Annotated in this window: 26 protein-coding genes and 1 pseudogene; 13 read left to right on the forward strand and 14 right to left on the reverse strand. The window is 63.0% G+C overall.

The window, feature by feature from the left end; all coding sequences use genetic code 11:
* Window positions 1-475 precede the first annotated feature (475 nt).
* Complete coding sequence (locus AMB_RS05375; protein ID WP_011383465.1) at window positions 476-844, reverse strand: helix-turn-helix domain-containing protein; 369 nt, start codon at window positions 842-844, stop codon at window positions 476-478.
* A 232-nt stretch (window positions 845-1,076) separates the two neighbouring features.
* A complete protein-coding gene (locus AMB_RS25795) occupies window positions 1,077-1,274 on the reverse strand; it encodes a hypothetical protein (protein WP_043746062.1) in 198 nt (65 codons plus the stop codon).
* Here AMB_RS25795 and AMB_RS05385 point away from each other — a divergent pair.
* Entirely contained in the window at window positions 1,246-2,214 is a 969-nt protein-coding gene (locus AMB_RS05385) for a pyridoxal-phosphate dependent enzyme (protein WP_231848990.1), read from the forward strand. The two genes, AMB_RS25795 and AMB_RS05385, sit on opposite strands and share 29 nt — an antisense overlap.
* A 50-nt stretch (window positions 2,215-2,264) precedes the next feature.
* On the forward strand, window positions 2,265-2,714 hold the full coding sequence (locus AMB_RS05390; protein ID WP_011383467.1) for an RrF2 family transcriptional regulator: 450 nt from the start codon (window positions 2,265-2,267) through the stop codon (window positions 2,712-2,714).
* 106 nt (window positions 2,715-2,820) lie between these two features.
* Here AMB_RS05390 and AMB_RS26305 read toward each other — a convergent pair whose 3' ends face one another.
* Together AMB_RS26305 and AMB_RS26950 are read right to left on the reverse strand one after the other, a co-directional pair.
* Entirely contained in the window at window positions 2,821-3,120 is a 300-nt protein-coding gene (locus AMB_RS26305) for an aminotransferase class V-fold PLP-dependent enzyme (protein WP_407636039.1), read from the reverse strand.
* Window positions 3,083-3,181 (reverse strand): annotated as a pseudogene (locus AMB_RS26950) (hypothetical protein); the annotation flags it as partial. The pseudogene AMB_RS26950 and the gene AMB_RS26305, both read right to left, overlap by 38 nt.
* Here AMB_RS26950 and AMB_RS24950 point away from each other — a divergent pair.
* The 6 genes from AMB_RS24950 (at window position 3,149) to AMB_RS05420 (ending at window position 7,996) form a co-directional block, all read left to right on the forward strand.
* A complete protein-coding gene (locus AMB_RS24950; RefSeq protein WP_197532018.1) occupies window positions 3,149-3,535 on the forward strand; it encodes a hypothetical protein in 387 nt (128 codons plus the stop codon). The pseudogene AMB_RS26950 and the gene AMB_RS24950 overlap by 33 nt on opposite strands.
* 108 nt (window positions 3,536-3,643) lie before the next feature.
* Window positions 3,644-5,383, forward strand: coding sequence for a fumarate reductase/succinate dehydrogenase flavoprotein subunit (locus AMB_RS05400; RefSeq protein WP_197531979.1), 1,740 nt, complete (start codon window positions 3,644-3,646; stop codon window positions 5,381-5,383).
* 5 nt (window positions 5,384-5,388) lie between these two features.
* Complete coding sequence (locus AMB_RS05405; RefSeq protein ID WP_043746075.1) at window positions 5,389-5,610, forward strand: 4Fe-4S dicluster domain-containing protein; 222 nt, start codon at window positions 5,389-5,391, stop codon at window positions 5,608-5,610.
* Window positions 5,611-5,617: 7 nt separating this feature from the next.
* Entirely contained in the window at window positions 5,618-6,553 is a 936-nt protein-coding gene (locus AMB_RS05410; RefSeq protein WP_011383471.1) for a HEAT repeat domain-containing protein, read from the forward strand.
* A 13-nt stretch (window positions 6,554-6,566) separates the two neighbouring features.
* Window positions 6,567-7,679 (forward strand): 4Fe-4S binding protein, encoded by a 1,113-nt coding sequence (locus tag AMB_RS05415; protein ID WP_011383472.1) that lies wholly within the window; start codon window positions 6,567-6,569, stop codon window positions 7,677-7,679.
* A 17-nt stretch (window positions 7,680-7,696) separates the two neighbouring features.
* The gene (locus AMB_RS05420) at window positions 7,697-7,996 is read left to right on the forward strand and encodes a YfhL family 4Fe-4S dicluster ferredoxin (RefSeq protein WP_011383473.1); all 300 of its coding nucleotides are present in this window, start codon (window positions 7,697-7,699) and stop codon (window positions 7,994-7,996) included.
* Between the two features lie 148 nt (window positions 7,997-8,144).
* Here the strand turns inward: AMB_RS05420 and AMB_RS23715 are convergent, their stop codons facing one another.
* The 6 genes from AMB_RS23715 to AMB_RS23200 all read right to left on the reverse strand — a co-directional run bounded on the left by AMB_RS23715 (window position 8,145) and on the right by AMB_RS23200 (window position 15,296).
* The gene (locus tag AMB_RS23715) at window positions 8,145-9,446 is read right to left on the reverse strand and encodes a sulfotransferase family protein (RefSeq protein ID WP_011383474.1); all 1,302 of its coding nucleotides are present in this window, start codon (window positions 9,444-9,446) and stop codon (window positions 8,145-8,147) included.
* Window positions 9,443-10,726, reverse strand: a complete 1,284-nt coding sequence (locus AMB_RS23195) for an ABC transporter ATP-binding protein (protein ID WP_011383475.1) — start codon at window positions 10,724-10,726, stop codon at window positions 9,443-9,445. The genes AMB_RS23715 and AMB_RS23195 overlap by 4 nt, the downstream gene beginning before the upstream one ends.
* Window positions 10,723-11,493, reverse strand: a complete 771-nt coding sequence (locus tag AMB_RS05435; RefSeq protein WP_158303930.1) for an ABC transporter permease — start codon at window positions 11,491-11,493, stop codon at window positions 10,723-10,725. Before AMB_RS05435 ends, AMB_RS23195 begins: the two co-directional genes overlap by 4 nt.
* 147 nt (window positions 11,494-11,640) lie before the next feature.
* Complete coding sequence (locus AMB_RS05440) at window positions 11,641-13,206, reverse strand: alginate O-acetyltransferase AlgX-related protein (protein WP_011383477.1); 1,566 nt, start codon at window positions 13,204-13,206, stop codon at window positions 11,641-11,643.
* Between the two features lie 10 nt (window positions 13,207-13,216).
* On the reverse strand, window positions 13,217-14,614 hold the full coding sequence (locus AMB_RS05445) for an MBOAT family O-acyltransferase (RefSeq protein ID WP_158303931.1): 1,398 nt from the start codon (window positions 14,612-14,614) through the stop codon (window positions 13,217-13,219).
* Between the two features lie 43 nt (window positions 14,615-14,657).
* A complete protein-coding gene (locus tag AMB_RS23200; RefSeq protein ID WP_011383479.1) occupies window positions 14,658-15,296 on the reverse strand; it encodes an NUDIX hydrolase in 639 nt (212 codons plus the stop codon).
* A gap of 294 nt (window positions 15,297-15,590) precedes the next feature.
* Between AMB_RS23200 and AMB_RS05455 the strand changes: the two genes are divergently transcribed.
* The gene (locus tag AMB_RS05455; RefSeq protein WP_148207303.1) at window positions 15,591-16,568 is read left to right on the forward strand and encodes a glycosyltransferase family 2 protein; all 978 of its coding nucleotides are present in this window, start codon (window positions 15,591-15,593) and stop codon (window positions 16,566-16,568) included.
* Here the strand turns inward: AMB_RS05455 and AMB_RS05460 are convergent.
* The 4 genes from AMB_RS05460 to AMB_RS05475 all read right to left on the reverse strand — a co-directional run bounded on the left by AMB_RS05460 (window position 16,520) and on the right by AMB_RS05475 (window position 19,883).
* Window positions 16,520-17,302, reverse strand: a complete 783-nt coding sequence (locus AMB_RS05460) for a UDP-N-acetylmuramyl pentapeptide phosphotransferase (RefSeq protein ID WP_043743511.1) — start codon at window positions 17,300-17,302, stop codon at window positions 16,520-16,522. The two genes, AMB_RS05455 and AMB_RS05460, sit on opposite strands and share 49 nt — an antisense overlap.
* Before the next feature lies 1 nt (window position 17,303).
* Window positions 17,304-18,293, reverse strand: a complete 990-nt coding sequence (locus AMB_RS05465) for an NAD-dependent epimerase/dehydratase family protein (protein ID WP_158303932.1) — start codon at window positions 18,291-18,293, stop codon at window positions 17,304-17,306.
* A gap of 85 nt (window positions 18,294-18,378) precedes the next feature.
* Entirely contained in the window at window positions 18,379-19,113 is a 735-nt protein-coding gene (locus AMB_RS05470) for an ABC transporter ATP-binding protein (protein WP_011383483.1), read from the reverse strand.
* Window positions 19,113-19,883, reverse strand: a complete 771-nt coding sequence (locus AMB_RS05475) for an ABC transporter permease (RefSeq protein ID WP_158303933.1) — start codon at window positions 19,881-19,883, stop codon at window positions 19,113-19,115. Before AMB_RS05475 ends, AMB_RS05470 begins: the two co-directional genes overlap by 1 nt.
* A gap of 532 nt (window positions 19,884-20,415) precedes the next feature.
* Here AMB_RS05475 and AMB_RS05480 point away from each other — a divergent pair.
* The 4 genes from AMB_RS05480 to AMB_RS05495 all read left to right on the forward strand — a co-directional run bounded on the left by AMB_RS05480 (window position 20,416) and on the right by AMB_RS05495 (window position 26,960).
* Window positions 20,416-21,585, forward strand: coding sequence for a DegT/DnrJ/EryC1/StrS family aminotransferase (locus tag AMB_RS05480; RefSeq protein ID WP_011383485.1), 1,170 nt, complete (start codon window positions 20,416-20,418; stop codon window positions 21,583-21,585).
* 144 nt (window positions 21,586-21,729) lie between these two features.
* Window positions 21,730-22,734 carry a kinase gene (locus tag AMB_RS05485; RefSeq protein WP_011383486.1) on the forward strand — a complete coding sequence of 335 codons (1,005 nt, stop codon included), beginning with the start codon at window positions 21,730-21,732 and terminating at the stop codon, window positions 22,732-22,734.
* 238 nt (window positions 22,735-22,972) lie between these two features.
* The gene (locus AMB_RS05490; protein WP_011383487.1) at window positions 22,973-24,052 is read left to right on the forward strand and encodes a glycosyltransferase family 2 protein; all 1,080 of its coding nucleotides are present in this window, start codon (window positions 22,973-22,975) and stop codon (window positions 24,050-24,052) included.
* Between the two features lie 160 nt (window positions 24,053-24,212).
* Window positions 24,213-26,960, forward strand: a complete 2,748-nt coding sequence (locus AMB_RS05495; RefSeq protein WP_011383488.1) for a hypothetical protein — start codon at window positions 24,213-24,215, stop codon at window positions 26,958-26,960.
* Window positions 26,961-26,983: the final 23 nt, after the last annotated feature.

Below are 26,983 nucleotides of genomic sequence, written 5' to 3' on the forward strand. Positions count from 1 at the left end.
ATTCCGCGCTTTGAAACTGCGTGGCGTACGGAAACGACTGCTGTTGGCGATGGCGCCGCCCTTCATAAATGACGTGGATGGGCGCAAATGTGACCTTAGATCTCCAGCAGGCAAAGGTCCATTTGGGGTCAGAGATCCACTCGGCATCGATAGGCAGGGCCGTATGGAGTGGTGTCTTGGGTTTTTGCGGGCTCTGCATGATCAGTTCTCTAACGATTTTGGTCGTAGAATTATTGGGCGGGTTCCTGGTCGGATTAATGGTGGTGTTTGCGTCCAGCCGTCAGGACGGCTCCGTGCGAGTTGCTGGACGGGTGACTGAGGGCCATGAGACGATTGCGGCCATCATCTGAAACTGATCACGTGACGATCTGAGACGGTTCCGTCGGGCTGGTGGGACTGATGCGGCCATCGTTGATACGGGATTATCAGCCCCGGTAGGGGAGGGGGAAGTCCGTGTCCACTTTCCGGGGGGAGTTCACTCGTCATCGACGAGAGACGACAGTCTTGCGGGTCGTTGGTCGCTCTCGTAAATGGGAATATAGGTATTGGTGCGGCCAATCTCCTCGCCGGGATAATTGGCCTGACGCTTGCCTCCGCTCTTGCGGTAACCGAAATAGCTGCAGGTGATCAGCATATTGATTGCCCGGGCGACTGTGGCGCGGCCGAGTCCAGAATCCTCAGATAAGCGTTCGTAGCTCGGCCAGCATGTCCTGGTGTCTTGATTGACGCGGTTCAAAAGGAACCAACCGATCCTTCGTGCCGCGTCGTTCAAACGCCTGTCCCTGGCCATCTCGCCCACCAGCAGCCAGCGATCCAGCAGGGTTTCCTTTTTCACAACCTTCATGGTGATTTTCCTTCCTTCCGTCTGCGGGGGTTTTGGAGCAAATTCGCGAGAGGAAGTCGGGCGTAATCGAAGCGCAACTAAAACTGGTTGCGCGCCCCCCGCAACCAATCAAAAACGCCGCAGTTCAATCGACTGGCGGCGTTTTGCCGTTTCTGGGGCCGGGATCCGAAGGGGAGCCGGGTAAGCAGGGGGGTAAGCTCCGCAGTGCAAGGTCACGCATGCCGGGACATATCTACCGTTCCCGCCCGCTCTCGTCCTTGTACCTCTGCAACGGCGCCAGGACATATTCGATGGGCTTTCTGGTCCCGGTCCTCACCTCGGTGGAGACGGCCATGCCGGGAGTGAGCGGAATACGCTTGCCGCCTTCCACGGTGATGGCGGCCTGTTCGACGGCGACGCGGATGGCGGCCGAGACCGGTGCCCATTTCATCGACCAGTTCAACAATCCGGCCAATCCGGCGGCGCACGAGGACGGCACCGGCCCGGAATTGTGGGAGCAGATGGGTGGCCGGGTGGACGCCGTGGTGGCGGGGGCGGGTTCGGGCGGCACCCTCACCGGGCTGTCACGCTTCTTTGCCCGCCGGTCGCCCGCGACCGAGATGGTGCTGGCCGACCCGCGCGGCTCGGTGCTGGCCGATTACGTCCGCACCGGCCGGGTGGGAGAGGCCGGGTCGTGGCTGGTGGAAGGCATTGGCGGCGACAGCATCCCCATGGTCAGCGACTTTTCCCGCGTCACTCGCGCCTATTCGGTCTCGGACCGGGAAAGCTTCGCCACGGCGCGGCTGGTGCTGAGGATCGAGGGGCTGCTGGTCGGCTCGTCGTCGGGCACCCTGCTGGCCGCAGCGCTTCGCTATTGCCGCGAGCAGACCGCGCCCAAGCGGGTAGCGACCCTGGTCTGCGACGCGGGCAACCGCCACCTGTCGCGCCTGCACGACGAATCCTGGCTGGCCGACCAGGGGTTGCTGCAGCGAGACGAGCATGGCGATCTGCGCGATCTCATCTCGCGGCGCCATGACGAAGGGGCGGCGATCACCGTGCGCCCCGACGACACCCTGTCCACCGCCTACAACCGCATGCGGGTCAACGACGTGTCGCAGGTGCCGGTGGTGGTGGGGGATCGCTGCATCGGGCTGCTGGACGAATCCGACGTTTTGATCGCCCTGGCCGAGGGCAAGTTCGGCTTCGACCTGCCGGTGAGGGACGCCATGACCCGCAAGATAGAGACCGTGACGCCCCAAACGCCGCCGGAACGGCTGCTGCCGTTGTTCGATCGCGGCTGGGTGGCCATCGTGGTCGATGGCGAGCGATTCCTGGGGCTGGTGACCCGCATGGATCTGCTCAATCACCTGCGGCGCAAACTGGCGGCTTGACCGGGACGGAAAGCTGGTCTTTCCTATCAGTCTATTGATTGGATGGGGTTATGCTCTCAAGCAAGGCGAAATACGGCCTGAAGGCCATGGTTCACTTGGCCCGCCACGAGGGGTTGGGGCCATGTCTGATCGCCGATGTGGCCGAGGCCGAGCACATCCCCAAGAAGTTTCTCGACGCCATTCTTCTCGAGATGAAGAACCAGGGGCTGCTGTCGTCCAAGAAGGGAAAGGGCGGCGGCTACGTGCTGGCCCGCCCGGCCGAGCGGATCATGGTGGGCGATATCGTCCGCATCCTGGACGGCCCTCTGGCCCCCATTCCGTGCGTGTCGCGCACTGCCTATCGCCCGTGCGAGGATTGCCCGGACGAGGCGGCCTGCACGGTCCGCGCCGTCATGCAGGATGTGCGCGACGCCATCGCCGCCATTCCCGACAACACCTCGCTGGCCGACATGCGGGTCAGCAAGGCGCGCGCCGAAACGGTGCTGATGTACGACATCTGAAGTATCGTGCGCTAAATCAGAAACAAGCTGTCACCCTGAGCCTTGGCGAAGGGGCTTTCAAGCCAAGGCGTCGGCCGCTTCAGGCTGAAAGATCCTTGGCTTGCGCTCAGGATGACAGACAAGGATTTACGCTCCCCGCCCCGACGGGAGGCGTCACCGTGGATTCCACGCTGAAGCGGCGCAGGATGGGCTGGGCGCAGTGATGGCCGGAGCGCACGGCAAGGCCCTCGCCGTCGAGGGCCTTGCCGATGTCCTCGGTGCGGCAGCCATTGATGCCAGGGCGCGATGTTGGCGTGGAGCTCCATCCAGGTGACGACGATCTCCTCGGTGGAGCCGGCATTGAGAATGCGCCGGGTCTTTTCACGGGCCGCCTCGTAGGCGTCGGTAGAGCGGGCCGCCAGGGCATGGGCGGCGCGGTGGATGTTGGAGTTCTCGTGCTCGTAATAGCGCGTCAGGCGTTCGATCACCTGGCGCGGCTTCTGGGTGGTGGCGCCGGCCTGAAGCAGGAGCCGCACAACCGCCGCCTCCACGACTATGTCCGTGACCTGCCGGAGACTCGCCGGCTGACCTCCGTCTGCACCGGGTCGTGGGTCTATGCCCGCATGGGTCTGCTGGACGGTCTGGCCGCCACCAACCGCAAGAACCCCGACCGGCTGGAGGCCCTAGGCATCGGCACGCTTCCCATTGACCGGCTGGCCCAGTTGGTGCCCACCTGCCGGCTCAGCCGGGCCCGGATCGTCGATGCGGGACGCATCGTCACCGCTGGCGGCATCGCGTCCGGCATGGAGCTGGGATTCCATCTTCTCCGACGGGCCGGCTAGGCCACCCATCGCGGCGACGTCGAAATCGCGGGCAATTAGTTGCTCAACGGCGGGGGCGGGCTCGGGCAAGGTGAGGTCAAGACCCGCTCTCTTTGCAAGGACCGCCCCATGCCGCAGACTGAAATCAAGACCCGTCAGGTGGAGACCGATATCCTGGTGATCGGCGGCGGCACCGCCGGTCCCCTGGCCGCCATCAAGGCCAAGGAGAAGAACCCGGCGCTGAAGGTGCTGCTGCTGGACAAGGCCAACGTCAAGCGGGCGGGCGCCATCGCCGAGGGCATGGACAGCGTCAACAACGCCGTCATCAAGGGCCACGCCACGCCCCAGCAATACGTCAAGGAAATCACCATCGCCAATGACGGCATCGTCAACCAGAAGACGATCATGGCCTATGCCTCCCGCTCGGAAGCCATGATCCGCGAGCTGGATTCCTGGGGCGTCAAGTTCGAGAAGGACGAGATCGGCGATTACGCGGTGAAGAAGGTCCACCACATGGGCTCCTACGTCCTGCCCATGCCCGAGGGCTACGCCATCAAGAAGCACATCTTCAAGCAAATCAAGAAGCTGGGGGTCGAGGTCAGCAACCGCCTGACCACCACCCGGCTGCTGACCGCGTCCGATGGCCGTATCGCCGGCGCCCTGGCGCTGGAGTCCCGTTCCGGCGAGTTCGTGGTGATCCGTGCCAAGGCCGTGGTGTTGTGCACCGGCGCGGCGGGGCGCCTGGGCCTTCCCGCCTCGGGCTATCTGTTCGGCACCTACGAGAATCCCTGCAATGCCGGCGACGGCTATTCCATGGCCTATCACGCCGGCGCCGAATTGTCGGGGCTGGAGTGCTTCCAGATCAATCCGCTGATCAAGGATTATAACGGCCCGGCCTGCGCCTATGTCACCGGCCCGTTCGGCGGCTTCACCGTCAACGCCAAAGGCGAGCGCTTCATCAAGAGCGATTACTGGTCGGGCCAGATGATGCTGGAATTCTGGCGCGAGCTGGAAAGCGGCAATGGTCCCGTCTTCCTCAAGCTCGACCATCTGGCCGACGAGACCGTCACCAAGATCGAGAACGTGCTGCACATTACCGAGCGCCCGACCCGCGGCCTGTTCCATCAGGGCCGCCACACCGATTACCGCCATGATCTGGTGGAGATGCACATCTCCGAGATCGGACTGTGCGGCGGCCATTCCGCCTCGGGCGTCTGGGTGGACGAGAACGCGCGGACCACGGTGCCCGGCCTCTACGCCGCCGGCGATCTGTGCAACGTCGCCCACAATTACATGCTGGGCGCCATGGTGTTCGGCGCCATCGCTGGCCAGGACGCGGTGGATTACGTGGCCGGGCTGGAATTGCCAGACCTGGACGAGGCCCAGGTGGCGGCCGAGCGCGAACGGGTCTTCGCGCCGCTGCTGCGCGAGGAGGGGCTGGAGCCCGCCCAGGTGGAATACAAGCTGCGCCGCATGGTCAACGACTACCTGCAGCCACCCAAGGTGACCCGCAAGATGGAGATCGGCCTCGTCCGCTTCGCCGAGATCCGCGAGGACCTGAAGCGCCTCAAGGCCAACACGCCCCACGAGCTGATGCGGGCGCTGGAGATCTACGCCATCGTCGATTGCGCCGAACTGGCCGCCCTGGCCTCGCTCTACCGCGCCGAAAGCCGCTGGGGCCTCTATCACTACCGCACCGATTTCGACTTCAGGAACGACGCCGAGTGGTTCTGCTTCGTCGAGGTCAAAAAGGGTGCCGACGGGCGGCCAGAACTCTTCAAGCGCCCCGTCGACCCCTACATCGTGCCGGTCGGGGACGATGAGCGGAATGCCTATAACGAATTGCGCATCGATACGGCTGCGGAGTGACCCCCATGCCCCATCTCGCCCAACCCTCCGTCACCATCGATCCCGACAAGTGCATCGCCGCCAAGGGCTGCCGCACCTGCATCGACGTCTGCCCCACCGACATCCTGGCCCTTGGCCCGGACGGCAAGGTGCACATGGCCTATGACGAGTGCTGGTACTGCCTGCCCTGTCAGCACGATTGCCCAACCAAGGCCATCACCGTCTCCATCCCCTACCTGCTGCGCTGAGGCTTTCATGCCCGATCCCGAAATCGCCGCCCTGACCGCCGCCCTGGATCAGCCCGATCCTGACATCCGCCGCATCGCGGTGATGCAGGCGGCGGACTGGGCGCACGATCATCCCGGCCTGTTCGCCCAAGCCAGCCGCGACGACGACGTGGGCGTGCGGCTGGAAGCGGTCAAGGCCCTGGATGGCGACGCCTCCGAAGACGGCGTCAACGCCCTGGCCGATCGCCTGGAGGATGCCGAGGCCGAAATCCGGGCGGCGGCGGCCGAATCCCTGGCCGAAATCCTCGACGAGGCCGCCGGGCCGGCGCTGCTGGCCCGACTGGAAGGGGCGCGGGGGGAAGCAAGGGCGGCCATCCTGGCCGGTTTGCGCAAGCTGCGCCAGGAGGGCGCGCTGGAACCGGCCCTGGACGCTCTCGGCGATCCCCTGGCCTCGGTCCGGCTGGAGGCGGTCCGCGTGCTGGGCTATCTGCGCCACCACCGCGCCGTGGCGGGGCTGGCCGAACGGGTGGTGGTGGATGGCGATGCCGAGGTCCGCCGCGCCGCCGTGGGGGCCCTGGGATTCGCCCCGCCGGACGCGGCGGCGCCCGCCCTGCTGCGCGCCCTTGGCGATGCCGATTGGCAGACGCGGGAAGAGGCGGCGGTCACCCTGGGCAAGCTGCTGCCCGCCGAAGCGGCCGATGGCTTGATCGTCGCCCTTGAAGACCAATACTGGCAGGTGCGCCAGAAGGCGGCGGTGGCCCTGGGCCGGCTTAGGGCAGGCGCGGCGGTGCCTGCCCTGATCGCCCAATTGTCCCACGTCATCGGCAATCTGCGGCGCGAGGCCGCCGGCGCCCTGGCCGCCATCGGCGACCCGGCGGCCGTCCCCGCCCTGACCGAGGCCTTGAACGATGCTGACGTCGAGGTGCGCAAATCGGCCCGCCGTGCCCTGGACGCGCTGGCATGAAAGGCTTGGGGGCATGAAGGCGGTCGGCGACTTTCTTCACCGTCGCCAGGACCTTATCCGCATGGTCCAATGGGCCATGGCGGCGGTGTATTTCGTCTTGTTGCTGGGGCCGGTCGTAATCCCGGCCAGCGGTCTGGGCCGGGTGGCTGAGGTGGTGTTCTGGGGAATTTGGTGGCCGGCGGTGATCCTGTCGGTGATGGTGTTCGGCCAGTTCTGGTGCGGCGTACTGTGCCCCGACGGCACCGTCACCGAATGCGCCAGCCGGCATGGCAAGGGCGCCAAGCCCCCCGAAGCCTTGCGCTGGGGCTGGTGGCCGCTGCTGGCCTTTGCCGCCGTCACCCTGTTCGGCGATGCCGCCGACGCTCATCGCTCCGCCTGGGGTACCTTGGCGGCGGTGGGCGGCATGTCGCTCCTCGCCCTGGCCACCGGGTTGTGGTTTGGACGGGGGCGCCGGGTGTGGTGCCGCTATCTCTGCCCGGCGGGCAGCGTGTTCTCGCTGCTGGCGCGGGCCTCGGTCCTGCATTTCAAGGTGGATCGCGCCCGCTGGGACGCGGCGCCGCGACCAGCGCCAAAGCCGGTGGACTGCCCGTTGCTGCTGGATGTACGGCGGCTGACCAGCAACGAGAAGTGCAACATGTGCGGCCGCTGCTCGGGCCATCGCGGGGCGGTGGAACTGGCGTGGCGGCCCCTGGGCTCGGAGATCGCCACGCTCCGGGACGACGAGGCGCGGCCCTGGGACGCGGTGGGCATCTGCTTCGTGCTGGTGGGCCTGAGCTTCGCCGGATTTCATTGGACCGGCGATATTGTCGCCATCCCGGCCGTGGCCCTGGGGCTGGGCGGCGCCGTCGCCGCGTGGCTGCTGCTGGCGGCGGGACGACGGGGATGGATGCGTCTGGCCTATGCCCTGATCCCCCTGGCCGGGTTCGGGCTGTTCCTGGGGGCGGTCGAGCATTCTCTGGCCCTGGTGGAGCGCCTGGACCTGCTGCCCTGGCTGCGGTCGGTCTTTGTCGCCCTGGGCCTCGCCTGGAGCGGAATGCTGGGGTGGGTCCTGGCGCCGGGTGTCCGCGCCAGGATCGTCTTCACCGGCCTGTCGGCGGGGCTGGCCGCCCTCTACCTGCTCATCTGACCAAGGAGACTCCGCCCATGGCCCTGCTGATCACCGACCAGTGCATCAATTGCGACGTCTGCGAGCAGGAATGCCCCAACGAGGCCATCACCCAGGGCGAGGAGATCTTCGTGATCGATCCCAACCGCTGCACCGAATGCGTCGGCCACTACGACTACCCGCAATGCATTGAGCATTGCCCGGTGGATTGCATCATCGTCGATCCCGACCGGGTGGAGGGCCTGGACGAATTGCAGGTCAAGTATCGGGACTTGATGGCGCTGGGGAGAGGGGGCGCCGCATGCCCCCGCAACAAAGAAACGCCGCAAACCCAATAGGTTGGCGGCGTTTTTGATTCCGGGGCTGGGATCTGGCGGATGAGGCGGGTAAGCAAGGGGTAAGCGGCATGGCGCAAGCCCCCGCATGCCGGGGCATATCTACCGCTCCCGTGGTAATTCCCTCATTTCCTGGGGGATTGCCGGCGGATTACCCTTGAGCAGCACGGTTGACTTCGATTTCCTTGATCAGGGCGGTGAGTTCCTCGATCTGACTGCCGCGGGCGGCGCGATCAATCTCGATTTCCTTGATCAGGGCGGTGAGTTCCTCGATCTGACGGCCACGGGCGGCGCGATCAATCTCGATTTCCTTGATCAGGGCGGTGAGTTCCTCGATCTGACTGCCGCAGGCGGCGCGATCAATCTCGATTTCCCTGATCAGGGCGGTGAGTTCCTCGATCTGGAGGCCGCGGGCGACGCTATCAGCCTCCCTGTCGGCCAAGGCCGCGGACAGTACGGCGACATTCTGGGCCAGGTCCGAGTCATTGTGCAGGGCGGCTGCGGAATTGGCTTGCAGATGGTCGCCGAGTGGTCGCCCCCTTCCACGGACGAGAGCTAAATCATGCCAGCGCGACGCAAGACGTTCGCCCGATATTCTGTCGGGATCCGCTTGCCCTGGGCTGCCAAATTCATCGTACAGCTTCCCATACCCGAGCCGTCGGAGAGTATCGGCACCCAGGGCGTCCGCAATGGCCTCCTTGTCGGCGTCTGAGAGACTTTCCCTCCACATATCGATCGACAGGTCGTGAACTACTTTTTCCTTGTTTATTTTCTGGTCGCCGAGCGCGGATGGAGGCGCGAATGGGATCGTCGCCATGCTGTTCTCGGGAACGGCAAGGGGGTCGAGCCCCAGGAAGTCAAACACTTGCGGCATCACAGTGTTGGGGGCGCGCACAAGGTCCTCGTAGCGGATGGAGTGAACGCGGGGATCATCCGTCGCGACGAGATCTGCAAGCACTCCAAGGCCCTGGACGACATCAAAGGCTGCCGGATGGTCCCGACCCTCTCGGAGGATCTTGGCCACATCAATATTCCAGGTGTCATGGAATGAGGCGGCGATGGCCAGGGGATTGCGCAACAGAACAAGGAAATTGGCGCTGGGGAACACACGCCGCAGAAAGGGGACGATCAAGTGATAGCGCGGTGTCTTGTCCACGAAGACAGACTTGCCGGCCCGCTGGAGGTGCCCATCATAGGCCGCCCGGGCGGCCGCTCGGGCAACTTCGATCCGCAAGGAATCGTCGAGGAATTCGTCCGTCGCCTGGCCGACCAGCTGGCAATCGGCCGGATGGCGACGGTCGACGCAGCCAAGCTGCTCGATGGCCAGCATGATCCATGGCTCGGGCGGAGCCATGACCTCGGGGTGATTGGTCAGCAGCCGGGCCAGCAGGGTTGTCCCCGAGCGTGGGATCCCCAGGAGGAAGACCGGATCTCGGGAGGTTATCCCGCTCATCGGCTTATCACCGGCTTGCCGCTGATGGTGACGAACCCGCTCCCCCTGGCCTCCCCCTGGATGGTGAAATGGTAGGCGTCGAGGTGGCGGACCAGGAAGTCGTGGGGGTCTTCCCGCTTGGAAATGCCGCAGGACACGAAATAGTGCCCAGGCATCAAGCCTGCTCGGATGGGCCAGCGCAACATCACTTCGTCTCCGGGATGGAACGTGGCGTCGTCCAGCCCCTCGAGAAACGTGTTGGTCGACACGACCACGTCGCCACGACCATTGACCATCCTGATACCGAATACCGGCCCGGTCAATTCCACATGGAGCCGGGCCTGGTAGCACAGGGTGAACTCCTGGTCGGAAGACGCCGATACGATCCAGCCGCCGGCTTTGTCTTCCGCCCACAATTGCACGATTTCAGCCTGATCCGACAGGAACAGCGCCGCCGCATCGCTGACCGGGAGTCTGACGCCGGGCGGCGTCTGCGCCGGCACCGAGATGGCCTGTTCGTGTTCGGACAGAGCCCCTGTGGAATTGGCCATAATATAAGCATTGACGACCTCGGACGGCTCGCCTTCCATCCGCACGCGGCCCTGGTCAAGCCAAATGACCCGGTCGCAAAACCGCTCCAGCGCGTTGGTGTCGTGTGAAATGATGATGGCGCTGCGCTGGTCTTGATAGATAAGGTCTTCCATCCGGCGGATGCATTTCAGCTGGAAGGCGACGTCACCCACCGACAGGGCCTCATCGATGATCAGGATGTCGGGGTCGATGAAGGCAAAAATGGAAAAGCCCAGCCTGACCATCATGCCAGACGAATAGGTTCTGAGCGGCCGGTCGATGAACTCGCCCAGGCCGCTGAACTCGATGATATCGTCGACCCGTTTAGCCACCCATTCCGGCTTGACGCCCAACATGCTGGCGGCCAGCGTGATATTGTCGCGGCCGCTGACGTCGGGATTGAAGCCGGTTCCCAGTTCCAGCAGGGCGTAGCAGCGCCCGTTGACCTCGACGTCACCGGCCGAGGCCTCCATCGTGCCCGCCAGAATCTTCAGGAGAGTGCTCTTGCCCGAGCCGTTGACGCCAACGATCCCCAGGCACTCACCCTGCCGCAGGGTCAGGCTGACATCCTGCAAAGCCCAGAATTTTTCATGACGTGGCGACCTGCCCAGACGGAACCATTCCTTCAGGCGGTCGCCGGAGTTCCGGTAGATCTTGAAGAATTTTGAAAGATTCCGAACCGATAAGGACACCGCCTCCCGGTGGGCGGAAGGCCGATCCGCCGCGCTCATAGCAGGTCTCTCACGTCACGGCCCAACCGTCGCCAAGCAAGCGTCGCCAATGCGATCAACACGATTGTCCACAAGGCAGTCAAGGTCAGATCATGACGGGCCGGCATCCGTCCGTTAAGGGTCGCGTCGCGCAACATTGCCAAGACCGGTGTCAGCGGGTTGATCATCAGAAGTTTTTGGAACGATTCCGGCACGGCTTCAATCGGGTATACGATGGGCGTCATCCACATCCACAGCTGCAGAATGATCGGAACCGCCAGTCCGACATCCCGGAAATAGGTGTTCACCAGCCCGACGATCAGGCCGAGGCAATATGTGTAGACCCACAGAACCAGGAAGATGATCGGGATCAGCGCCCAAGTCAGGGATACCGGGTTGCCGGCGAAGATCGAGAGCAGGAGGAAAATGGCGAAATTGACCGCGAGGAAGATGAAGGACGTCAGCACCACATCGGCAACAAACAGATAGGCTGGCACCGGCATTTTACGGATGAACTGGGCATTTCGCAGGAATGCGCCGGCCCCCAGGGTCATCGATTCGCTGAACGCGAGCCACGGAAAATAGCCCGCGCAGAGGTACAAGGTGTAGCCAAAGGGCAAGTCGCCCTTCGGCAGCCGAACGCGCAGAATGGTCTCGAACACGGCGGAGAAGACAGCGATCGTCAGGATGGGCTGAAGGGCGTTCCAGAGAGTCCCAAGGGCCGAGCCCGCATAGCGAGAGCCAAAGTCCGCCTTGGCGCGAGCCCAAACCAAGCCGATGAAGATCAACGCAGGCCTGGACTCCATAGACGGTGCTCTCCGCCAGACATTCTGTCTCCCTCTCACTCCGTGCCGTATGATCCGTGCGCGAAGCCGGGGGACAGTAATCCAAAGGGCGGATGGCTGCAAGGTGGACCGGACGGACCCGCCCCACCATCAACGGAAGAATGAAACCCGGGCACCGGTCAGGCGATAACCGGCCGTATTCCCTTTGGGGGAGAGGGTTACGGAGATGAATTCGGTGCTTCCGGCCGCACCACGGGGGACGGAGACGGAAACCTCGCCACCCGAAGGCGGGACCGTCAGGGTTCCCACCGGCACTCCTTTGACCGTCACGTCCAGGTCAAGGGCGGCGGAATCGGCCGGAGCCGCCTGCCAGGTCATACTCAGGGTCATGCGATCGACCATGCCGCCCGGGCCGACGAAGGCCAGTGCGGCCTGCGGGGCGGCGATTTCGCGGAATGTCTCATGGGGGCGCCAGCCCTCGACAAAGGCGGCGTCCGGTAGTTGCCCCCCGGTCCCAGGCCGGGAGAGCAATTCGGTCAGGGCTGCTGATGTGAAGCCGAATTCACCCCTGCTGGGATTGTCGCGTGACACATTGCCGTCCGAGGTCACCACCAGGACCGCATCGAAGTCATTCTCCACGAGGCGGCGCACGACGCCATCCTTAGACAGGTCGGTGATGGTTGCTTCCATCTTGTCGTTGAAAGTCCGTTGTTTGGCGAAATAGTCCCAGAAAACCACGTTGGCCGGGCCGAGCAGGCGTAGGGCGTGATAGACGATCTGGTCGGAGTAGCTGTCGCCTATGACCAGCAGTTTCCGGCCCTCGCCTCCCGCGGTGGAACGGCGCTTAGCGGTCACGAACGGAGTGGGCCTCAGGAGTCTTGTGGGCGCCACGATGTTCAGCACGACCGCGATGTCGGTATCAGGCCCCGAGGCCTGGTCAACCTTGGTTTCGCTGCAATCGACGCCTGGCCAGGGGCGGCCGCTCATGCCGTCCAGGGTCTCGAAGAGGCGGGCCGTAACCATGCAGCCGGTCCAGAACGACCAGTGGAAGCCGGTGGTGGCGAAGAACGGCCAGGGATAGCCCCCCCGATCGCGCCACAGCATTTCAAATACATTCAATCCCAGCACGCCTTGGGCGGCGAGGGCATTGCTGTATTGGGGGGGGCTTCGCGACCAGATTTCCGTGGCGGGGGCATCCAGCCATCCGCTCTCCAGGTATTCCGGATACAGGCGCACTTTGGGCGGTGGGGCGACGACCATCAATACGACGCCCTTGGCCGCGAGCAGCCTCTGCAGCAATTTCACGCGCTCTGCCGCCTCGCGGTAAACCGTGGCGACGGCAGCGCCGTTGCGGAGATCATAGTTCAGACGGCGGATGGTATCGACGGGGTAGAATCCCATCGGCTCGGCGTAGGTGTAAAATCTATTGGGCCGTGTCGGGAACAGGCGGAGAAACGCCTCGTTGCGGGCGGTCAGCGCAAATGGCCGCGCCGAGCTGTCGCGTGCCAGGACCGCCGTGACCCAGCTTTGCAGCGAACCATCCAGGAAGGAGGAGATGGACAGGCCCGGCATGGCGGGAGGCGCGGGCAAATGCTCCCTGATTGACGGTGGCCGGAACGGCTGGAAGAGGTATTGGGCGCCGGGTAGGGCCATGAGGGCGATGGCGCACAGGGCCAGAAGACGCGGCAGCCAAGTGGCGATCTTGCGGAGTGGCATCGCGCTGACCTCAGAACCTGAAGTAGAGGAAGGGGGAGTAGTTGCCGCTGAATGCGCCGGCCAGTCCGGCCGTCAGCAGCAGGCCGCCGGTGGTAAGGCGCACCGCGGGGTGTGCGAGGAGGGCCGGTGGCAAGGCCGGATGCCGGCGCGACGGAGCCAGGCCCAACACCAAGCCCACGACCAAGCAGACAAGTCCCTGAGGCTCGAACATCAACCAGAAGGGTTGCTGCGGCGTCGCCGGCGCCGGTCCCAAGCCGTACATGCGCGCCCACAGGCTCATGGCCTGGGATAACGAGTCGGCCCGAAACAGGACCCAGCCGTTCAATACGATCAGAAAGGTGGCGGCCTGCCGGGCCTGCGCCGGAATTGACGGCTTCCAGGGAAAATGGGCGGCGGCCTTCTCTAACGACAGGAAGAAGCCGTGGAAGGCGCCCCAGGCGACGAAGGTCCAGGCGGCGCCATGCCAGAAGCCCGAGAGCAGGAAGACGATCCACAGATTGGCGAAGGTCCGCGCCAGACTGGCCCGATTACCGCCCAGGGGGACATACAGGTATTCGTGCATCCATCGCGACAGCGTCATGTGCCAGCGGCGCCAGAAGTCAGTCACGCTGGTTGCCGTGTACGGTCGGTTGAAGTTTTCCGGGAAGCGAAAGCCCATCATTCTCGCCATGCCGATGGCCATATCGGAATAGCCGGAGAAGTCGAAATAGATTTGAACGGTGTAGGCCAGTGCTCCCAACCAGGCATATTCCCATGGCAAATCGGCGGAGGGGGTCTGGGCAACGGATTGGACCATCACCGCCACCTGGTCGGCAATCAGGACCTTCTTTACCAGCCCCATGGCGAAGCGCTGGAACCCGGCCAGGACGTCGTCGGCAGAGCTGGATCGGTCGATGATTTGGTCGCCGATATCGTGGTACCGGACGATCGGTCCGGCAATGAGCTGGGGAAAAAGAAAGATATAGAGGAGCGCATCCAGGAAGTTCCGAGGGGGGGGGGCGCGCCCCTTGTAGAGGTCGACCACGAAGCTGATCTTGTGGAAGGTGATGAACGAGATCCCGAGCGGCAGGGCGATCTTGCGCCACTCTCCCAGCGACCAGCCCGCCTGGGCCAGCAGCGGCGTCGTCTCGGCCATGAAGAAATTGGCGTATTTGAAATACAGCAGTGCAGCCACATTGATCGTCACCGCCAGAACCAAGGCCCGTCGGCGCTGGCTGGTCGGGCGTTCCGGGGCGCATCCGACTTTGATCGCCAGATAGTCGATTGCCGTGCCGACGAGGACGTAGCCGATAAAAACCGGCTCGCCCCAGGCAAAGAAAAAAATGCTGAACGCTAGTGTTGTGATGTTCTTAATTCTGACGTTTGGCGCAACAATATAGAATATTATAAACACAGGTAAAAAGAACATCAGAAATATTGGTGCTGTGAATACCATTCTTGCTGCCCCGGTCTTATGCGCGCTTGTCTTTTCTTGCGTCGATGTGCCCGATTCGCAAAAGCCGATAAAGGGCGATGCATGTGGTCGGGTCCTGAATCTCTGACTGATCGGCCATGGCCAGGGCCGTATCGAAGGGGATCCAGGCAAGATCTCCCAAGCCAATCTCACCCGTTTCCGGTTCCGCTTTCAGGGCACAACGGGTCGCCGCGTAAATTGCGATGCGGGCTCGCAGAATACCGGCCTCGGGATGGTGAAAGCCCAATTCGACCATATCATCCGGGGCGCATTCCAGCCCGGTTTCCTCCAGAAGCTCGCGGGTTGCTGCGGTGCGAATGTCCTCGTTCTCATCGGCGAACCCTCGTGGCACTTCCCAGACCCAATCGCGAATCGGATGGCGAAAGGTCCGAATCAGCCCGACCTGACCCTCGCGGATGGGCAGGATTCCGACGCCGGTTGGGGTGCTCAGCGGGTGAATGGCGTCTCGTTCCCGATGATCACAGGACGTGACGGTGAAATATTCCCTGACCTCGACTCCGGCTTGATTCCGGATCCAATCCAGATAGAGGCACAGTTTCGAATTCTGACGGCCCAGCCGCCTTTCCACCAACTCAACGCTCGCCGTTTTGTCCTGATGCTTTGAATTACCCGTCATCGGCCCTCCACCATCGAATATTTCCGCCGAAGATGTCCGCGGAATATCTCCTCCGACGCGACGCATAATGGCGCCCGACTATAGTCATCTTCGGTTGGAGCGCCTAGGTGTGACTGATCCGGCCTCCGCCGAGAATAGCCGGATTGAGGATTGGGAGGCGCTTGAGGCTCGACGCGCAAGGAGGCCGGGAGGTGGCGGGCAAAATTCGGGCGGCGAGGGAAGGTGTCTGTGCTATCGTCCCGGCCGTTGGCCAATGGGGGCGGAAGGGCCCTGTTTCATAAGCTGGAATCACAGATGAACGAAGAGTGGCGGACGTATCTGAGCGGGGAGGCGCCGCACCTGGACGTCTCTGCCGTGATGGTCACCTATCGGACGGGTGTTTCCCTGCGTGAGAGCATCCCGGCGGTTCTGTCCCAATCCGGCCTGACCGAGCTGATCGTCGTTGACAACGGTAATGACGACGACACGGTCGGGTGGCTGGACCGGCTGGCCTCGGGGGATGACCGGGTGCGGCTGATCCGTCCGGTTCGCAATGTTGGCTTTGCCGCCGGCTGCAACCGCGGTGCCGCCGCCGCCCGAGGGCAGACCCTTGCCTTCGTCAACCCGGATCTGATCCTTCCCCCGGACACGCTGTTGCGGATGGGGGAGATCATGTCTACCCATTCCGACGCCTGGCTCTTCGGGGGGCGCCTCCTCAATATGGACGGTACCGAGCAACGGGGGGGAAGGCGCGAAATTCTGAGCCCTTGGCGGGCGTTCGTGGAATTATCGCGCCTCGACCGATTGTTTCCGGAGCATCCCTATTTCCAGCGCCTGCATCGGCACGAAGATGAGGATGTCCACGACGTGGTGGAGGTGCCGACCGTATCGGGGGCCTTCATGATGATCCGCAAACGGCATTATGAGACGGTCAATGGCATGGATGACAACATGTTCATCCATTTTGATGACGCGGATCTATGTATTCGCATCGGCCATGCCGGCGGCAGGGTCATGTATTGCGGCAGCGTCCCCATATACCACTACCTGAGCACAAGCGACGTGCCGCGTACCTTTGTGGAATGGCACAAGACGCGCAGCACAAGTTACTATTTCCATAAGCACTTCCGCGCCTCGTACCCGCTATGGGCTTTGACTCTGACCTCGGCTCTGCTGTGGCTGCGTTTCGCGCTGATCACCGCCAAGGTGGGGGTGGGCGACCTTAAGCTTCTGCTGCGCGGGCTTTATTCCGGCCGCAGAAGCAACCCGACGGCACCGGCCACCAAGAAATAGCCCAAGGGGAGAAGGCGAGGGGGGATGCCGGCGCGCAGCAAGATGTGGCCGGAATGGTCCGTGCCTCCTACCCAGGGCTTCTGGCCACGGGCGATGCGGCAAAGAGTGACCCGAATGGCATCCGCCAGGGGGATGGCGCACCAGGCCGCGATGGTGCCCAGCCCACCGGGCTTGGCGCCCAGCATAACGATCATGGCGCCCAGGGTTAAACTGCCGCTGTCGCCCATGAAGGCCCGGGCGGGCGGGTAGTTGAACAACAAGAAACCGGCGCAGGCCCCGGCTGCGGCCAAGCCCGGGTCTCCATTCAGCCCCAGGAACGCGGCTGCCGCCGTCGCCGCCGCGACGCCGTCGGCGTGGTCCAGCAGATTGAGGGCGTTGGCCACCAGCCACAGCGCGGGGCCGGCCCACCAGAGGCCGGTCACGCCAATGGCGAGGCCGGCCGCGGCCAACAGGCAAAGGGCCTTCACGGCGGGCGACATCGGTCGGATGTCATCCCAACTGCCGATGGCGCACACAAGGCCAAGCACGGCCAGGTCACCCGGCTCCTGCCACGGGGCGGTGGCGAGAAGCAGGGCCGGACCGGCCAGACGCGGGACCGCGCCGGTCTGATGCCAGCGGTCGGGTGCGACACGAGCCACGGCTCCCAGGCGGTGGGCCAGCTTGGCCAGCAGCCAAGTGCCTGCCGCCGCCGCCGGTATGGCGATGAGGATGGGGAGGAAGCCGGCGGCTGCCAAGTTACAACCGGGAGACGGTCGTCGGGGGTAGCCGGGGGGTGTCGTCGGCCATGCCGCGCCAGCAATCTCGGATGGCGTCATCGAGGGACCGGTGGGGGCGCCAGTCCGTGGCCCCCTTAATCAATCCGATGTCAGGGATTCGCGATGTTGCGTGGGTAAATAACCCATCGAACATGTCGTCGTACGGCGTCTGGATGATAGGAGAGGCGCTTCCGACAATATCCAGAACCAGCCGGGCGAGGGCGCCAATCGTGATGGGCGATTCGCTGCCGATATTGATTGGGCGCCCGGCCAGGGATGCGGCCGACGTCACAGCCATCAGCGCATCGGCGGCATCTTCCACGTGCAGAAAGCTCCGGAGCTGCGAACCATCGCCGTGAACATCAAGGGGGCGGTTCTGCATGGCGGCAGCCACGAAGGAGGCGACCACCAATCCCGTCTCCGACCGCTGGCGAATACCCGCGATGTTGAAGGGGCGGATCAGCCAGACAGGCACCCCATGTTCCAGGCAAAGGCCGGCGCCCATCTGCTCTAACGCCATCTTGGCACTGGCATAGCCCCAGCGGGGGGCGATGTCGAGACAGGAGGGGTCTGCCTCGCGCAAGGGCCGCGGCAGACCGCCGCCGTAAATTTCCGAACTTGACGTGAGTACCAGCGGGCGCCGATGCGCTTTACATGCTCTGACGACGGCAATTCCCGAACTCAGGATATTCTCGACCACCTCGTAACGGGCCTGGTGCGCCAGGGCGACACCGATGGGGCTGGCCAAGTGATAAACCATGTCGGCGTCCGCCACCACGGCCTCGACCTGATCGGCCGTGTCGGTGCCAATCCGCAGGCGGTGCAGGGTAACCCCAGGATGATTGGGTAGGTTTTCCTCCCGTCCGCCGGACAGGTCGTCAATCACGGAAACGGAACATCCCAGGTCCAGCAGGCGTCGGACCAGGGTTGAACCGATGAAGCCAGCTCCACCAGTGACAACGATGTTCATCCCTTGACGCAAGCCCATTGAGCGTTACCGATCCCCAGTTTCCTCGTAGGCGACAGCAATTAGCACGAATAGCTTATCCAACCAATCAGAAGGTCTGGCTAACGGCGGAATTGTGAAAAGCCTCCGCCAGCGGTGCCCGCATGGCTATCCGCCCGTCGCGGAGCAGAAGGGCCTCCGAGCAGAAGCGTGACAGCAGATCGCGTGAGCGGTCGACGACGATCAGGATCGCTCCTCGCCGTAACCGTTGCTCCATTTCATCCAGGACCCGCTGGTGAAATACCGGGTCCACCAGTTCGAGGACTTCATCGAGCAAGATGATGTCCGCATCCAGGCACAGGGCGGAGGCTATACCGAGCCGAGCGAGGATTCCCGGCGGTGTGATCCGGGCCTTGGACATCCCATGGTCGCTCACGCCGGAGAACTCGAGGATGTGACGGACCTTGGCGGAAGCCTCGGCCAGCGTCAGGCCCATCAGCAATCCCTGCGCCAGAGCCAGGTCGCCCAGACTTGCTTCCGGATCGACGCCAAAACCCATGCCGAACACGGCGCCGGGCTTGCCGTCTCGAAGAATGGTTCCCGATTTTGGGGGCAGCAGACCGGCCATGACCCGCAATAGGGTGGTCTTGCCCGAGCTGTTCGAGCCGAGGACCGCGATGCGGCTGCCGGCCTCGATGCTCAGGCTCATGCTGTCCAGCGCCGAGACGGTCATGGCGCCGGAGCCACCGGCTCCCTTCAGCAGTGATCTGGTGAACGAGCGGCCCTCGGCATCGTAGAGCCGATAGGTGACGGTCACGTCCTGCAGTTCAAGCCTGGCCATCATCAGATCCAGTATGGCCAGCGGGGACGTGACCAGCGGTATAGTCCGACCGAGGCTAATCCCCCGGTGAGGGCCATGGCAAGACTGACCCACCAATTGACGGCGGGGGCCACATTGCCGATGGCGGCGGCGCCGACGGTGGACAGCAAATGATGGAAGGGGTTGAGCAGCAGCAGGTATTCAAACCGCCCCAAGAAGTAGGGGGGCCACAAGATTGGGGTCAACAGGAAGGTGATCTGCAGCAGATTGGCTATCAGCTGACCGACATCGCGAAATCTCGCGCCCAAAACCATCGCGGCGGCCCCCATCCACGCCACGTTCACGAGCAGGAGCAACAGCGATGCCGCCAGCGGCAGGATGGTTGGCGTAAAGCCGAGGAAGAGATACTGCAGCAGCAGGAATAGCCCCAGATTGAGGGCGAGAACCGGCAGATGATGCAAGAACACGGACAGGGTGATTACCGACAGCGAAATGTTGGAGTGGCGCAAAATGGGCATCCAACGGGCAAAGGCGATGGAGTTCTCGCCGACGACTGCCGATAGGAACGACCAGATGACCAGGCCGGCGGCCAGCGAGTCCACATAGGTATCGAAACTTACCAATTGCCGCCGCAAGATCGTGCCGAACAGCGTCCCCACGGCGGCCACGGCCACGGCGACGCCAATGGAGTTCCACAGCGGCCCCAGGCCCGACTGCCTGAAGGCGCGGGCCAGACTGAGGCGGCAGAGAAGCAAGGCGAGAGGCCATACACGGTAGGTGGCGATGGAGGACACTTGGCAGCCGATCAAACTCGTTTGGGGCGGGCGCCGGAGACAAGGTTTCCTGCGTCCGAATCTGTTGCTCTCGGAAGTCATGGCCGCGCCATACGCGGCACGCCGTGGCTCGGTCCGGCGGAGGAGCCGGGCATGCGGCGAGTCTGACGGCCAATCGGTGATGGGGCGCACCAGCGACCCCCACCCAATACTCCTGTGAATCGGGAGCGTCAATCCCGCTGAGGAGGGGGCTTTTCGGAAGGCGGAAGTGGGGGGGGATCACGAATTTGCGGCCTTGTAGGCCGCGCAGATTGTCTTGCCTTGCCGTGCGGACGTGGGATAGTGACGCCGTTCGCTTCGAGGGGCGCGGAGCAAGGCATTAAGGAACTTGACCCATTCGGGCGGCCTCGTATGATCGCGGAGCCCCAAAAAAGGTTGAGCCTGTCCCGTCGACAACAATAGCTTTGGGGCGGTTTTGGTTGGGCCTGCGCCGCGGTTCCATGAACCCTAAGCAGCAGCTCAGTGAATCCTTGCGAAGGCGACGACACACAACATGTTCTACGAGCTTGCGGCCTCTTCATGGGGTGAGGAAGAATACGATGCCGTGCGTCGGGTTCTTGATCGTGGCTTTTTCACCATGGGTGATAACGTCAAAGCCTTCGAGACGGAGTTCGCGGCCTACTTTGGCAAGGCCCACGGGATCATGGTCAATTCGGGGTCGTCGGCAAATCTGGTTGCTGTTGCCGCCCTGGCCTACAAGAGGAACCGTCCCATCCAGCGTGGCGATGAGGTGATCGTTCCCGCCATTTCCTGGGCCACCACGTATCATCCTTTGCAGCAATACGGCCTGAAGCTGCGCTTCGTGGACGTGGAGTTGGAGACGCTGAACGTCGATGTAAGCAAGCTGGAGGCGGCATTGACGCCGCGGACCCGCATGGTCGTGGCCGTCAGTATCCTCGGCAATCCGGCCGCCCTCGACGTCATGCGGGCCTTCTGCGACAAGCACGATCTGTATCTTCTGGAAGATAATTGCGAGTCCATGGACGCAGAGCTGGGCGGCAGGAAAACCGGCACATTCGGCGACCTCAATACCTTCAGCTTTTTCTTTTCCCACCACATCTCCACCATGGAAGGCGGGATTATCCTGACCGATGACGCCGAACTGGCGCATCTGTGTCGCAGCATGCGTGCGCATGGCTGGACCCGTGATATTCCAAAGGACAGCCCGCTGTTCGAACACACCTCCGACGACTTTTACGAGGCCTACCGCTTCATTCTGCCGGGCTACAATGTTCGGCCGCTGGAGATGGAAGGTGCGGTCGGCCGCGAACAGCTGAAGAAGCTCCCCGCCATGACCGCCATGCGGCGGCGGAATCTTGCCTTGTTTCAGAATCTTTTCGCTGACGACGAGCGCTTTATCATCCAGCGGGAAAACGGCAAGAGCTCATCGTTTTCGTTCACCATCATCCTCAATCCGAAGATGGATATCGATCGCAAGACGGTGTTCTCGGCACTGGGTGCGGCGGATATCGGCTATCGCATCATCACGGGCGGCAATTTCCTGCGCCATGATGTCCTGAAGTATTACGACTACGACACCGTCGGTGAAATCGTGAATGCCAATATCGCTCACGACTGCGGTTTCTTTGTCGGCAATCATCCCTATGACCTGAGTGCCCAGATTGCCAAGCTGCATCAGGTTCTGGACACCGTCTGCGGCTGATCGCCTGCAGGAAGGAAATCGCGCGATGTCCTGTCATATTCAGGGGGCCGGTGGAGCCGGTTGTTTGGGCTCCATCATGGTCCCATCGGTACGCCAGAACATCTGGTTGGGGCGGCCCAATCGTCCTGGGATAGGGAGGACTAGATGATTATTAGCCGTACACCGTTTCGCGTGTCCCTTTTCGGCGGAGGGTCGGATTATCCGAAGTGGTACCGTGAACATGGCGGCCAGGTGCTCGGCTTTGCCATCAATAAGTATTGTTACCTGAGCGTGCGGCCGTTGCCGCCATTTTTCGAGCACAAGCATCGGATCGTTTACGCCAAGATTGAGACCGTCAACGAGATATCGGAAATTCAGCATCCGGCCGTGCGCCACATCCTCGATCAGATGGGAGTTTCCATCGGTCTTGAAATCCACCATGACGGTGATCTGCCCGCCCGATCGGGCTTGGGCTCCAGTTCATCCTTCACCGTCGGCATGCTCAATGCGCTGCGGGCGCTTGAGGGCCGGATGTCCAGCAAGGAAGAGCTGGCCCGCCAGGCCATTCATATCGAACAGAATGTCATCGCCGAGGCCGTCGGCTCCCAGGACCAGATATGGGCGGCCTATGGCGGCCTGAATCACATCACCTTTCAACGCGACGACAGTTTCGAGGTCACGCCGGTGATCATGGACCCGCGTCGCCAGCGCAAATTCACCGACAACCTGATATTGTTCTTCACCGGCTTTTCGCGGTTCGCGGCGGTGATCGCCGAGAAGAAGATCGCCAACCTGGATCGGAAGACCAGCCACCTCCGATCCATGGTCGACATGGTGGACGAGGCGAAGTCCATCCTGACGAACAAGGAACGGGATCTCGACGAGATCGGCAGGCTGCTTCACGAATCGTGGAGGCTTAAGCGGGATCTGGCGGATGATGTCAGCACCCCGGCCATTGATGAGATTTACGAATCTGCGCTCGCGGCAGGGGCGCTGGGCGGAAAATTGCTGGGTGCCGGCGGGGGCGGCTTCATGCTGTTCTATGTCGCCAAGGAGCAGCAAGACAGTGTGCGCAAGGCCTTGTCCCGGCTGATCGAGGTCCAGTTCGACATCGATTATTCGGGCAGCAAGATTGTGGTCTATGAGCCCAAAGGCCTTGAATGCGACTGATTTCACGGTGATTGGCGAGGATGGGCTGGATTGGCCCGGACATGCAAGGGGCCTCCGGTCGATGCGGGGAGGGGGGATACGCAAGTGGAGTTGAATGCCGCCGCATCTCCTGGAATGGATGGGGGCAACGGCGTCGGTGGGCCCCTCCTTGCCATCCGGGAGGAAGCTGACGACCTGCGGTCACGGCTGGCTTCTGACCCCGCGTGGGTCTCGCTTTCCTGGGCTGGCTGACCGGTAGATGCTGATGAATCCGCCGCCGGCCGATTCGCGCCTCCGCCCTAGGCGGCCGTTCCTTCTTCCCGACGTCGGGCCGCGCCGGGTCAAGCCTCCGGCTTCGATCCAGCCTGCTGTCAGCGTCCTGATCGTCACCTACAACAGCGCCGCCCATATCCGGCAGTGCCTTGAATGCCTGCGAGAGCAGACTTACGAGGATTTCGAGGTCCTCGTGGTGGACTGTGCCTCGGCCGATGGATCACATGGCGTGGCGGTCAAGGCTGCGGACGGCGACACCCGATTCCATTTTCTGCCGCAAGGCCGGAATCTGGGGTTTGCCGCGGGCAATAATCTTGCCGCCAGGGCGGCGCGGGGGCGCTGGCTCGCCTGCCTCAATCCAGATGCCTTTGCCGAGCCGGACTGGTTGCAGCAACTCATGGACGCAACCATACGCTATCCCTTTGCCGACATGTTCGGTTCGACCCAATTCGACGCCGGGAATCCGGCTCTACTCGATGGTTGTGGCGATCTCTACCACGCAGTCGGTCTTGCCTGGCGCGCTGGCCACGGTGGCCCCATCTCGAGCCTTCCCCGGGACCGGGAGGTCTTCAGTCCCTGTGCCGCCGCTTCTCTCTACCGCGCGGATGGATTCAACTCCCTGGGGGGATTCGATGAACGCTTCTTTTGTTTCATGGAGGACGTTGATCTGGCTTTCCGCTGGCGCCTGACGGGGGGGCGGTGCATCCAGGTGCGTAATGCGGCTGTCCACCACGTCGGGGGGGCGAGCGCCGGTCGGACCTCCGCCTTCGCCCGCTACCACGGCCTTCGCAACGCGCTGTGGTGTTTCGCCAAGAATATGCCGACCCCTCTATTGGCCTGCCTGCTGCTGCCGCACTTGGCGCTGCTGGCGGCTCTTGTCGCCCGTGATATCCGGCGCGGCCAGGGGAAGGCGGCCGTGAGAGCGGTGCGCGACGGCCTTCTGGGGCTGAGGGCTGTCCTGGCCGATCGGGCGGTGGTTCAACGCCGGCGGACCCTTGCGGTCATCGACTTGAGCCGGAAGTTTACCTGGAGTTTGCGGGCATTGTGGCGACGGGAAGCGCCTTGACAAGGCTCCAAACCCGATGGCAAATTCCCGCCGGCTCAGAAGAAGTCATTTATTTTTTGACGTGAGGACAGTGGGGGCTGCTCAGGGCCGCCAGGCTGTTTCCAAACGCATCATGACTGACTTTGATCAAGAAGTCTCCGTCATGGTTCAGGAGTTCTAAATGGCACAATATTTCGGAAAACTCCTCTCCATGCGCACTTCCTGGGTCGTGATAGGCATTTGTTTTATTGCTTTGATTTATACTGTGGTCGCCGATGTTTGGGGCGTACGGTTCACCACCTTCGACGACGCACGGGCTGCCATTTGGGCCTACGACAACAGTGAAATCAACACCATCGCCTTCGGCCAGGGGCGGTTGTATTTCTTTTATCACTCGCCCTTTGTGACGTTCGGCAACTCGTTGTGGCGGACCGTCGCTTTCGACATTGTGCAGCACGGAGGCTTCGCCCTCGCGATCGCGTTCGTGGTTGCGACCTTGTCGCTGTACATTTCTCTCACGTTCGGGCTGTTGGCAGGCTTCATTTATCTGGCGACCCTGGCCGTGACCTGGGATCACACGCTGATTACCAGCGTGCCGCTCTTCCACTATGTGGTCGTGGTCAATATGAGCGCGACGCTGATGGCGCTGTACGCCTATCGCCGCACCGGCCGGTGGCTCTGGCTGGGGGCCTCGCTGGCGCTCTATTTCCTTGCCCTGTGGGGGCAGGAATATCAGATAATGATCATCACCGCGCTGTTCATCGTTTGCGCCTTTGCCCGGTTGCCTGGTCAGGCGCCGGCCGGAGCAGAGAGCGGGCCGGACAGGCGTAAGATGATCAGGCTGTGCGGCGCGGCCATTTCCCTGGGGGCGGCGTATGCCGTCGCCGTCATCGTCTGGCGGCTGATCTATGGTAACCAGTATGATGGTGCCGAGATCAGCGCGGCGACCTTCAGCCTGAAGCACTTTCTGGGCGTGCTGCTGTTGTGGCCGTTCGGCACCAACATTTTCGCGTACATCGTCCATCCGCTGCATGTTGGCGCTTCGATGGCCGGGAACGGCTTCGACTATCGGCTCGACTTCGCTCCGGCGACGGTCCTGGCCAATCTGGACGGCCTGACGCCGGTGAAGATCGCGGCGGTGCTGCTGGGGGGGGCGCTGCTGATGCGGCACTTGCGGCGAGACGAGCTGTCGCGGGGCCAATTGTTGATCCTGCCGCTGCTGGCTGGCGTGATCATGCTGGCCCCGACCTTCCTGCTGGGGCTCACGCCCAAGTATCAGGGGTGGTTTCAGCAGGGGACCCCCGCCTACTCCTACAGTTCCATCTCGGCTTATGGCGTTGCTATCCTGCTGGCTTGGCTGGCCGTCGGGGTTCATGGCCTGGTCGACGGGGGGGCATGGCGCTGGACGATTCGCGGGGGCGTTGTCGCGGTCCTTCTGGTGGGGGCGGTGGCCGCGGATTCCCAGAATAATGTGGTGGGCCGTGCCATGCGCGAAGCCACGGCACGATGGATCTCCCTCAATATGGTGTTGACCTCGCCGTTGCGCCCGGAGATCGAGGACGGCACGCTGTACGCGCCACGTCTGGCTGATTATTATTGGGCGGTGCCGGGGTATCCGGATTACTGGCGGCGATTGCTCAAGATCGCCTACGGTTCCAAAATCGTCTACAAGGACGCGGTGGACATCACCGATACGTTCGGCGACAAGTCTTATTACTTCGATTATGCCTACCTGCCGGAAAGCCGCCGTAATGTTGCTCTGTTGAGCAAAGTCGTGCAGGAGGGCAACGTGCCGACGACCCGGCAGGTCCGCCTGATCTCGGACGGTCCTTTGGATACCGCTCTTGCCGGCGTGAAAAAGGATGGTACGGCACTGCACGTCTGGTTGCCGAGGATGCCGGTCCAGCGGATGGGCAAGGCGTTCGTGTATACGGTCAATCTTCCTGAATCCACTCCGGTTGCCTGGTTGCGGGTGGAGAGCCAGCGCATGTGGGCGCCGCCCAAGGCTCTGAAATCCCCCATCTATAAGATGTCGAGCCCCATCGACTTCAGCGACCGCGGCAATTCCCGCGCCTTTCTCGGCGACGGCTGGTCCACCCCCGAGGCCCAGCTCACCTGGGCCGTGGGGTCGGAAAGCGAGGTCCGCCTCCTTCCCAGTAAGCAGAGCGGGTGTGACGTCAAGGGAACGGTCAAGGCGTGGCCATTCTACGTCAAGGACAAGTCTCCCGATCCAGAAGTGACGATCCTGGTCAATGGCGACCAGATGTGGAAGGGCTCCATCTGGAGGGATACGGCGATCGACTTCACCATTCCGGCGGCCGTCTGGAATCGTGATCGGTTCGTGTCCCTGAAACTGCTGCATCCCTACGCCCGTTCTCCGCAGGAACTGGGGGTGAGCAGCGATGGCCGCAAGCTGGCGCTGGCCGTGCAGAGCATGACCTTCCAAGGCTGCGGTGCCAGTGAGGGTGCGCCCTATGAACTGGGCGACACCATCGACTTCCGCGACGTCGGCAATGCCAAACCGTACATGACGGAAGGCTGGTCCGACCCGGAGCGTGACTTGACCTGGGCCATCGGTCCCCAAAGTAGCCTTGTGCTCGGACATGCGACCGTGCCGGCCTGCGACGTGGTGATGGAGATTTCCGCCAGTGCTCATGCCCTGCCGCCCAAGCTGGCCCAGCCGCCGCTGACCGTGGAGGTCAACGGTAAGGTTGTTGGCGACGGTACCGGGTTCGATGCTCAGGCCGCCAAGCAAAGCTTCACCATCGACCGGATGCTGTGGCTGTCCGAGCAGCCAGCCCGCATCCGCTTCAACCACCCCTACGCCAAATCTCCCAAGGACCTGGGCACGAGTCAGGATCCGCGTCCCCTGGCTTTCGCCTTCCGCAGCCTTTCGGTGAAGGAGCGGTGCCGGAGCGGTCTGCGCTAGTTGGTTGTTCCGCGATGCGGGCT

It is taken from the genome of Paramagnetospirillum magneticum AMB-1, from assembly GCF_000009985.1.
GTDB classification, from domain to species: domain Bacteria; phylum Pseudomonadota; class Alphaproteobacteria; order Rhodospirillales; family Magnetospirillaceae; genus Phaeospirillum; species Phaeospirillum magneticum.